This is a genomic window from Vibrio sp. 1402 (assembly GCF_033340275.1).
Genome location: NZ_JAWOWE010000727.1, coordinates 1 through 514, shown reverse-complemented (window position 1 = coordinate 514; position 514 = coordinate 1). Strand labels below are relative to the sequence as shown.

General features: G+C 40.7%; 1 protein-coding gene and 1 pseudogene. Both read right to left on the bottom strand.

The features are described 5' to 3' along the window. A pseudogene (locus R7044_RS28160) lies at positions 1–118 on the bottom strand (capsular biosynthesis protein); the annotation flags it as partial. Next, positions 115–514 (bottom strand): putative capsular polysaccharide synthesis family protein (locus R7044_RS28155; protein ID WP_225456394.1); only part of this gene is annotated, 400 nt, incomplete at its 5' end. The gene R7044_RS28155 and the pseudogene R7044_RS28160, both read right to left, overlap by 4 nt.

Sequence of the window (514 nt, the reverse complement as noted above, 5' to 3'; positions counted from 1 at the left end):
GCGCTCTAGCAAGCAAAAAGTGTTCATACGGTTCATGTCGAGATGAATGTACATAGCTGTACAGTGCGGTTTGAACACCGCCACCAAAGGCTTCGGTAATATGCAGTACTTTTTTCATGCTGACTTTGTCCCTGGAGTTTTTAACCACTTGGTTTTGAAAGCTTCTCGTTCTTGCTGCGAGTAAATATGGCGATAAAGCGGTAAGTCATACATGTAAAACAACTTAGAAAAATCGTAATGCTGTTTAAAGTATTGGTGGATGTTGGAATACCATTTGTTCTTTGCTTCATTGCTGTTTTTCAGAACAAAGTTGTCGACATTTAGGAAGTCTCCAATCTCTTTGTCAAGGGAACTCAGTTGCTCGCACTTAATCAGAATGACGCTGGCTTTGTCATTGTTGAACGTGAAAAATGGTTGAGTGTTATCGATCTCTTGGCGCATGACATCGATGCTGAAGTTACGTTTTAGCTCGTTATCGAACCAATCTGCGAAGTAGTTCAGGTTGATGTAGTTA